Genomic DNA, 7810 nt, shown 5'->3' with positions numbered 1-7810 from the left:
CGTCTAAGAACCTCTATTTTAAAATGTTATTACATCGAAATAAGAAATTTAAAAAGAAAGTTAACGTTCTCTGGTGTAGATACTTTGATTACGGAACTTGAACAAAAACTATATCGTTCTGTTTTTTATTCAAAAGGTGATATTTATATAACTCTTGAAGATTTCAACACTCAATTATTAAAAATCAAACAAATAATTATTGAGCAGCACCAATCCTTATATTTGGACGAATTAGATGCTTTGCTGATTAAGTTGAACTTATTTGGTTTTCATTTTGCTACGTTAGACATTAGACAAAATAGTAAAATTCATGATGCTGTTTTTAGTGATATCGTTGATTACTATCATCAAATAGAATCGACTATTTTTCCAAAAAATTACAAAAATCTTACTGAAAATGAAAAGATTTCAGTTCTAGAAACTATCAAAGGAAATGTAGACCCAAAAGTATTTCAAAATGAAATTACTCAATCTACGTTAGAATCAATTAATGCTATTCGTGTTATACAATCAAATAATGGTGAATTTGGGGCAAATCGTTATATCATAAGTAATAATGAAAGTGCGCTAAATGTTTTAGAAACCTTGGCCATGTTTCGATTGAGTGATTGGGAAAATCCTACTGTTGATATTGTTCCTCTTTTTGAATCAGTTGATGATTTGCAAAATGCTGATGTAATAATGGAAAAATTATACACCAATACTATTTATGCTGAGCATTTGAAAAACAGGAACAATAAGCAAACTATTATGCTTGGTTTTTCTGACGGAACTAAAGACGGTGGTTATTTAATGGCAAATTGGAGTATTTATAAAGCAAAGGAAATGCTTACTGAGATTTCGAGAAAATACAACATTAAAGTTATTTTCTTTGACGGTAGAGGCGGACCTCCAGCTCGTGGTGGAGGAAAAACGCATAAGTTTTACGCTTCATTAGGACCAAATATTGAGAACAATGAAATTCAAGTTACTGTTCAAGGTCAGACAATTAGCTCTAATTTTGGAACTTTAGATTCCTGTCGATACAATTTAGAAAACTTATTGAGTGCCGGAGTGAGTAATCAAGTTTTTGATAAAAATCAAAACGAATTATCCATTAATGACAAGGAGATTTTAGATCAATTGGCAAATTTGGGATACGAAAAATATTTAAGTTTTAAAAATCATCCTCATTTTATTCCTTATTTAGAGGAAATGAGCACGTTAAAATATTATGCTAAGACTAATATAGGGAGTCGACCTGCAAAGAGAAATAAATCAGCACAGTTAGATTTTGCAGATTTACGTGCAATTCCGTTTGTAGGTTCTTGGAGTCAATTAAAGCAGAATGTACCTGGTTTTTTTGGAGTAGGTACAGCTTTAAAACACTTTGAAGATTCAAATCAGTGGAATAAAGTTCAAGATTTATATGATAATTCATTGTTCTTTAAAACATTGCTTGAAAATAGTATGATGTCACTGGCTAAATCGTTTTTCCCTTTGACCGCTTACATGAAAAAAGACCCTAAATTTGGTCCTTTTTGGCAAATTATTTACGACGAATTTTTAGAAACAAAACGATTGTTATTAAAAATTGCTGGTCATAAAGAGTTAATGGAAAATTACCCTGATGGTAAAGCATCAATTCAAATAAGAGAGCGTATTGTACTACCATTGTTAACAATACAGCAATATGCATTGTTAAGAATAAATGAATTGAATAAAGAGTCGCAACCAAACGATGCTTTAATTAAAGTATACGAGAAAATAGTAACCCGTTCTTTATTTGGAAATACAAACGCCAGTAGGAACTCCGCTTAAACAATACAAATATGAAATCAACACAGTTACCAATCAATGAATATGCACCCTTCTATGCTCCATATATTCAAGCATTAGGAGAGGTAGATCTTATTGAAGAATTAGAAATTTCATTACATGACTTTATTAAATTTGTTCAAAATATTCCTATGGATAAGTTTGACTACAGATATGCTGATGGGAAATGGGATATAAAGGAAATTATTCAGCATGTAATTGATACGGAACGAATTTTTGCTTATAGAGCGTTACGAATCTCTAGAAACGATCAAACGCCTTTACCTGGTTTTGATGAAAATACGTATGTTATCAATACTGAAGCCAACAAAAGAAGTGTTCAAGAATTGCTTACAGAATTATCGGCAGTGCGCCATTCTAATTTGTTGTTTTTTAAAAGCTTAAGTTCTGATCAATTTCAAAGAATCGGAACAGCATCCAACTCAGCAATATCAGTTAGAGCAATTGGATTCATTATGATTGGTCATCAAAAACACCATCAAAAAGTTTTCGAAGAAAGATATTTATAATGTATTAAAACCTGTTGACCAAATTTTAAGCTTATTGTCAAATGACATGGTATTTGCAGGACTTGTAGAAGGCATCACATAATACGTAATGCCTTTTATTTGTCCAAATTTCTTGAAAAAGTACTTATGACTCTCTTTTCCGTTAAATACAATTGTTTTTATAGATGGAAATTGTGTAAATAATGTTTCAAAATCATTCACTTTGTGATTTTTAATATGAATATCCAAACTTCCGTTTCTATCACAACTTTTTAAAACATCCCAAAGCCCAATATTATTTGCTTGAAGCACTTGAATTTTTTGTTCAAATTCTTCAGTTGCAGGAAAACTATCTAATAGCGTAAACATTATTTTCCAAAAATGATTTCTTTGATGCCCATAATATTCTTGCTTTTCTAAAGAAGCTATTCCTGGGATAGTTCCTAAAATTAAAATTTGAGTCTGTGCATTTACAAAAGGAGGGAATGAATGAATCATATAAAATTTTAAAGTACTGAATTTTCTTTTTCTAAAATTGCCAATCCTAATCTGATTTTTCCATAGTCTAGTTTTTCTTCAAAGTAATCAAAATAAGGTTTTAACGTACTTGGTGCTTCCAGTTTAGTTTTGGCCACGGCAATTTCTATAACTTCATCATTAGATATAAAAGGAGTCAAATCAATGTCCTTGCCGTCAACAAAAAGTTTTGCTAAATGGGACATAATCGTACTTAAACCCAGTTTTCTTTTTTGAGCAATTTCTTCAACTGATAATCCTTGTTGGTATAGATCAAAAGTTTCTCTGTATGTTGTTGCCTCTTTTTTCTTTTTAACCCCTTTGACTTTTTGAAAATCAAGTATAGCTTGTATAAAGGCAGCTCCGTATTTTTCTAATTTAGCTTTACCCACACCATCTATGGCTAGTAATTCATTTTCACTAGTAGGTCTTTCTGTTTCCATTTGGCGTAAAGCCGCATCACTAAAAATCACATACGCAGGAACTGATTCTTCTTTAGAAATTTCGTAACGCAATTTCCTTAAATTTTCAAATAGGGAGTTGGTTACTGTTTTAGTCTTAGTCTCTTTAATATCTTGCTTTTCAAAATTATTTTTTTGAACAGCCGTTAATTGCACCTTTTCATTATCGAATAATACTTTTTTTGCCAAAGTGGTAAGTCTAATCTTGTTCTGCTTATGAAATGCAATTTCACAATAGCCCAAATTGATTAGCTGAATTAAGTATTGGTTCCAATCGTACCAAGATTGATCAGAACCTACACCATAAGTTTTCAAATTTTGGTATTCTTTTTCAAAAATATAAGCATTTTTGGATCCTCTTAAAAAATCAATAATTACGGGTAAAGGCTCTAATTCTTGCAAACGAACTATAGCCGAAAGAGCTTTTTGGGCCAGAACTGTACCGTCAAAAAATAAGGGTGGATTTTTACAAATATCACAATTCCCGCAATTTTCTGTTACCAATTCCCCAAAATAGGATAGGAGGATTTTTCTTCGGCAACTGAGTGCATCAGCATATTGCTTCATGCGTTCTAGTTTTGCTAGTTGCACTTCGGCGTTTAATCCTTGTGATGCAAATTTTTGAAGCTGAATAACGTCTCCGTAACTTTCAAACATAACTGTCTCTGATGGTAAACCATCTCTACCTGCGCGGCCTATTTCTTGATAATATCCTTCAATGTTTTTAGGTAAATTGTAGTGAATAACCCAGCGCACATTTGATTTGTCAATCCCCATTCCAAAAGCAACAGTAGCGCAAATGATATTACAATCATCATTTATAAATTCATCTTGCGTTTTAGATCGAACGGAGCTATCTAAACCAGCATGATAAGCTTTAGCATGAATACCATTTTTTTTTAGTTTTTCTGCAAGTTCCTCGGTTGTTTTCCTGCTCAGGCAGTAAATTATTCCAGCTTCATTTGGTTTATCTTGAATAAATTCTATAATTTGTTGTACTCGATCAAGTGCGGGACGAACCTCTAAACTTAAATTTTTTCTGTCAAAAGAAGCTACAAATAACTGTGGATTTTTTAAATTCAACTGATTGCTGATGTCTTTTCGAGTTGCTTTATCAGCCGTGGCAGTCAAGGCCAAAATAGGAGTGGAGGGAAACCTGTTTTTTAAATAACCCAAATTAGTATAAGCAGGTCTAAAGTCATGTCCCCATGATGAAATACAATGTGCTTCATCAATCGCAATCAAACTAATAGTTAAAGTATTAAAGAGATTGTCTAAAAAAGACAAGCTTTCCGGTGCAACATAAACTAGTTTAATAGTATTTGACTGCAAACATTCTGTATAAAAATTCCTTTCACTTTCTGTTTGACTACTATTGATAAAGCAAGCTTCAATTCCATTAGCTTTTAAACTATCCACTTGATCTTTCATCAAAGCTATCAAAGGTGAAATGACAATTGTAATCCCCGGAAAAAGTAAAGCAGGCAATTGAAAACAAATTGATTTTCCGCCACCTGTAGGCATAATTGCAAGCGTATCTTGTCCTGAAAGAATGCTATTTATAATGTCTTCTTGATTAGGTCTAAATTTTTCAAATCCAAAATTTTCTTTCAATTTGGCGTGTAAAATTTCTTGCGTCATGGTTGGTTTTACCTATTTATACAAAAAAGGAACTCGTTTTAGGAGTTCCTTTTTTTATTATTTTAAAAACTAATTAATCTTCGTCTTCTTCATCTTCATCTTCATCAGAAAAATCTCTGTCATTATCATCTTCGTCATCTTCATCATCACCAGAATCTGTATCAGGTTTATCGATAGCCTCGTCTTCATCATCATCGATATCATCATCTAGATCTAAGCCTTTGATTGGTTCTACTACATCATCTAAGATAATTTCATCATCTTCGTCATAGTTCTCAATTCTATCAGCTAGTTTAGTACTTACTTTTACTAAATAAATTGTATCTTCAGTTCTAACTTCTACTGCTTCAACTAATTCATTTTTTGCGTTTCTAAAACTAATAATGTTTGAATCATCATAACCATCTGGAAATTTATCAACAAGAAGGTTTAAAATTTCATTGGTAAGTTTTGCGTAATCAACAATTACTCTTTTCATAAATGTATATTATAGATCTAATAAATAAGCGAATATTAATGGAGCAACAATGGTTGCATCAGACTCAATAATAAATTTAGGTGTTTTGATATCTAATTTACCCCAAGTAATTTTTTCATTTGGTACTGCTCCTGAGTAGGAACCATAACTTGTAGTTGAATCAGAAATTTGACAGAAATAGCTCCAAAAAGGAACATCATGCATTTCCATATCTTGATACAACATTGGTACCACACATATAGGGAAATCTCCTGCAATACCACCACCAATTTGAAAAAATCCTATTCCATTTGAACTGTTTTTAGGGTACCAATCAGCAAGGAAAGTCATATACTCAATTCCTGATTTCATGGTAGATGCTTTCAAATCTCCTTTTAGTACATAAGAAGCAAAAATATTACCCATAGTGCTGTCTTCCCAACCTGGAACAACAATTGGTAAATTTTTCTCCGCTGCAGCATACATCCAGCTGTCTTTAAGGTCAATTTCATAATACTCTTCTAAAACTCCAGAAAGCAACATTTTATACATAAATTCATGAGGAAAATAGCGCTCTCCTTTATCATCAGCATCTTTCCAAATTTTATAAATATGCTTTTGCAAACGTCTAAAAGCCTCATGCTCAGGTATACATGTATCTGTAACACGATTTAAACCGCGCTCTAATAAATCCCATTCATCCTGAGGAGTTAAATCTCTGTAGTTTGGAACTCTTTCATAATGAGAGTGAGCTACAAGATTCATGATATCTTCCTCTAAATTTGCTCCTGTACAAGATATAATATGAACTTTATCTTGGCGGATAATTTCAGAGAATATCTTTCCAATTTCAGCAGTACTCATAGCGCCAGCCATACTCACCATCATTTTTGCACCATTTGCTAATTGGTCTTCATATGCCTTTGCGGCGTCAACTAAAGATGCAGAGTTGAAATGCAAATAATGCTTTTCGATAAACTGACTGATTGGTCCTTTACTCATTTTATATAAATTTTAAAATCTTTTTGTAATTAATGTTAAAATTATCTCAAATTTAACATTTTTTTTGAAATCGTTCCTTAATTGGTATAGATTATTTTCGATCGTAACCTAATATTTTTAAAACATCTTCAGAGGTCTGTTGCTCTGAGAACACTTCGGTTGCTAGAATTCCGTTTTCATCTCTATCAATTAAAATATGCTTCGGTTGCGGAATCAAACAGTGATGCAAACCACCATAACCTCCAATAGTTTCTTGATAGGCACCAGTATTGAAAAACCCAATATATAAAGGCTTCTCTTTATTGTATTTTGGCAAATAAATGGCATTCATATTTTGCTCAGAGTTGTAATAATCATCACTATCACAAGTCATCCCACCTAACAATACCCGCTCATAAGTATCATTCCAACGGTTCACTGCAAGCATAATAAACCTTTTGTTAATGGCCCAAGTATCTGGCAAAGTGGTAATAAAAGAAGAATCAATCATATTCCACTTTTCTCTATCATTTTGTTGTTTTTGATATAAAACTTGGTAAATAGCTCCACCACTTTCACCTACCGTAAAGGATCCAAATTCAGTAAAAATATTTGGAACATCAACTTCAGCTTCATCACAAGCAATTTTTATTTGATTAATGATTTCATCAATCATGTATTGGTAATCATATTCAAAAGCTAATGAGTTTTTTATTGGAAAACCTCCACCTATATTTAATCCATCAAGTGTAGGGCATTCTTTTTTAAGTGCAACATAAACCTTAATACATTTTACTAATTCGTTCCAGTAATATGCATTATCATTTATTCCAGTATTGATAAAAAAGTGTAACATTTTCAGTTCCAATTTTTTATTCTCTTTAATCTCTTTTTTGTAAAATGGAACTATGTTTCTATAGCCAATACCGAGTCTAGAGGTATAAAACTCAAATTTAGGTTCTTCTTCAGCTGCAATACGAATACCCATTTTAAATTTATTTTTAATTTGACCTTGTAACAAGTCTAATTCCTCAAAATTGTCAATTATTGGTATTGTATTTTTATGTCCGTTATTTATTAAACGAGCAATGTTTTCTATGTATTGATCTCTTTTAAAACCATTACAAATTACATAGGTACTTTTGTTTATCTTACCTTTCTCCATTAGGTTTTCAACAATATTAATGTCAAAAGCCGAAGAGGTTTCTATGTGAATGTTATTCTTGAAAGCTTCATTCATAATGTATTCAAAATGAGAGCTTTTAGTACAGTAGCAATAGTAATATTTTGCTTCGTACTTGTTTTTTTCCATTGATTTTCTAAACCAGCTTTTTGCTTTGCTGATGTTATTAGAAATTTGAGGTAAATAGGTAAACTTTAAAGGCGTACCATATTGCTCTACTAATTTCATTAAATCAATATTATGAAAAAGTAAATGATCTTTATTT

The 7810-nt window shown here is 31.7% G+C and carries 7 protein-coding genes; 2 read left to right on the top strand and 5 right to left on the bottom strand.

Translation table 11 applies throughout. The features are described from left to right. Together FPG59_RS11665 and FPG59_RS11660 are read left to right on the top strand one after the other, a co-directional pair. A partial coding sequence (locus FPG59_RS11665) for a phosphoenolpyruvate carboxylase (RefSeq protein WP_086454773.1) occupies positions 1 to 1800 on the top strand: 1800 nt, incomplete at its 5' end. A gap of 11 nt (positions 1801 to 1811) precedes the next feature. Next, positions 1812 to 2327 (top strand): DinB family protein, encoded by a 516-nt coding sequence (locus FPG59_RS11660; protein ID WP_086454772.1) that lies wholly within the window; start codon positions 1812 to 1814, stop codon positions 2325 to 2327. Here FPG59_RS11660 and FPG59_RS11655 read toward each other — a convergent pair. The 5 genes from FPG59_RS11655 to FPG59_RS11635 form a co-directional block, all read right to left on the bottom strand. Continuing rightward, positions 2322 to 2804 (bottom strand): DNA-deoxyinosine glycosylase, encoded by a 483-nt coding sequence (locus FPG59_RS11655; protein WP_086454771.1) that lies wholly within the window; start codon positions 2802 to 2804, stop codon positions 2322 to 2324. The genes FPG59_RS11660 and FPG59_RS11655 overlap by 6 nt on opposite strands. Before the next feature lie 8 nt (positions 2805 to 2812). Further along, entirely contained in the window at positions 2813 to 4924 is a 2112-nt protein-coding gene (gene recQ, locus FPG59_RS11650; protein ID WP_086454770.1) for a DNA helicase RecQ, read from the bottom strand. Between the two features lie 73 nt (positions 4925 to 4997). Continuing rightward, positions 4998 to 5402 carry a DNA primase gene (locus tag FPG59_RS11645; protein ID WP_086454769.1) on the bottom strand — a complete coding sequence of 135 codons (405 nt, stop codon included), beginning with the start codon at positions 5400 to 5402 and terminating at the stop codon, positions 4998 to 5000. A gap of 9 nt (positions 5403 to 5411) precedes the next feature. Beyond that, positions 5412 to 6383 carry a deoxyhypusine synthase family protein gene (locus tag FPG59_RS11640; RefSeq protein WP_086454768.1) on the bottom strand — a complete coding sequence of 324 codons (972 nt, stop codon included), beginning with the start codon at positions 6381 to 6383 and terminating at the stop codon, positions 5412 to 5414. Between the two features lie 91 nt (positions 6384 to 6474). Next, positions 6475 to 7810, bottom strand: a 1336-nt coding sequence (locus tag FPG59_RS11635) for an arginine decarboxylase (protein WP_140344644.1), incomplete at its 5' end; no start/stop codon positions are given.

This window comes from Flavobacterium sp. FPG59, from assembly GCF_002150205.1.
GTDB lineage: Bacteria > Bacteroidota > Bacteroidia > Flavobacteriales > Flavobacteriaceae > Flavobacterium.
The sequence above is the reverse complement of the archived record's forward strand: the minus strand, read 5'-3'. Positions and strand labels throughout refer to the sequence as shown.

Bases quoted from the DNA above. Each gene is read 5' to 3' on its own strand.
- FPG59_RS11660 (WP_086454772.1), top strand. From the start codon at position 1,812: ATGAAATCAACACAGTTACCAATCAATGAATATGCACCCTTCTATGCT.
- FPG59_RS11655 (WP_086454771.1), bottom strand. From the start codon at position 2,804: ATGATTCATTCATTCCCTCCTTTTGTAAATGCACAGACTCAAATTTTA.
- recQ (WP_086454770.1), bottom strand. From the start codon at position 4,924: ATGACGCAAGAAATTTTACACGCCAAATTGAAAGAAAATTTTGGATTT.
- FPG59_RS11645 (WP_086454769.1), bottom strand. From the start codon at position 5,402: ATGAAAAGAGTAATTGTTGATTACGCAAAACTTACCAATGAAATTTTA.
- FPG59_RS11640 (WP_086454768.1), bottom strand. From the start codon at position 6,383: ATGAGTAAAGGACCAATCAGTCAGTTTATCGAAAAGCATTATTTGCAT.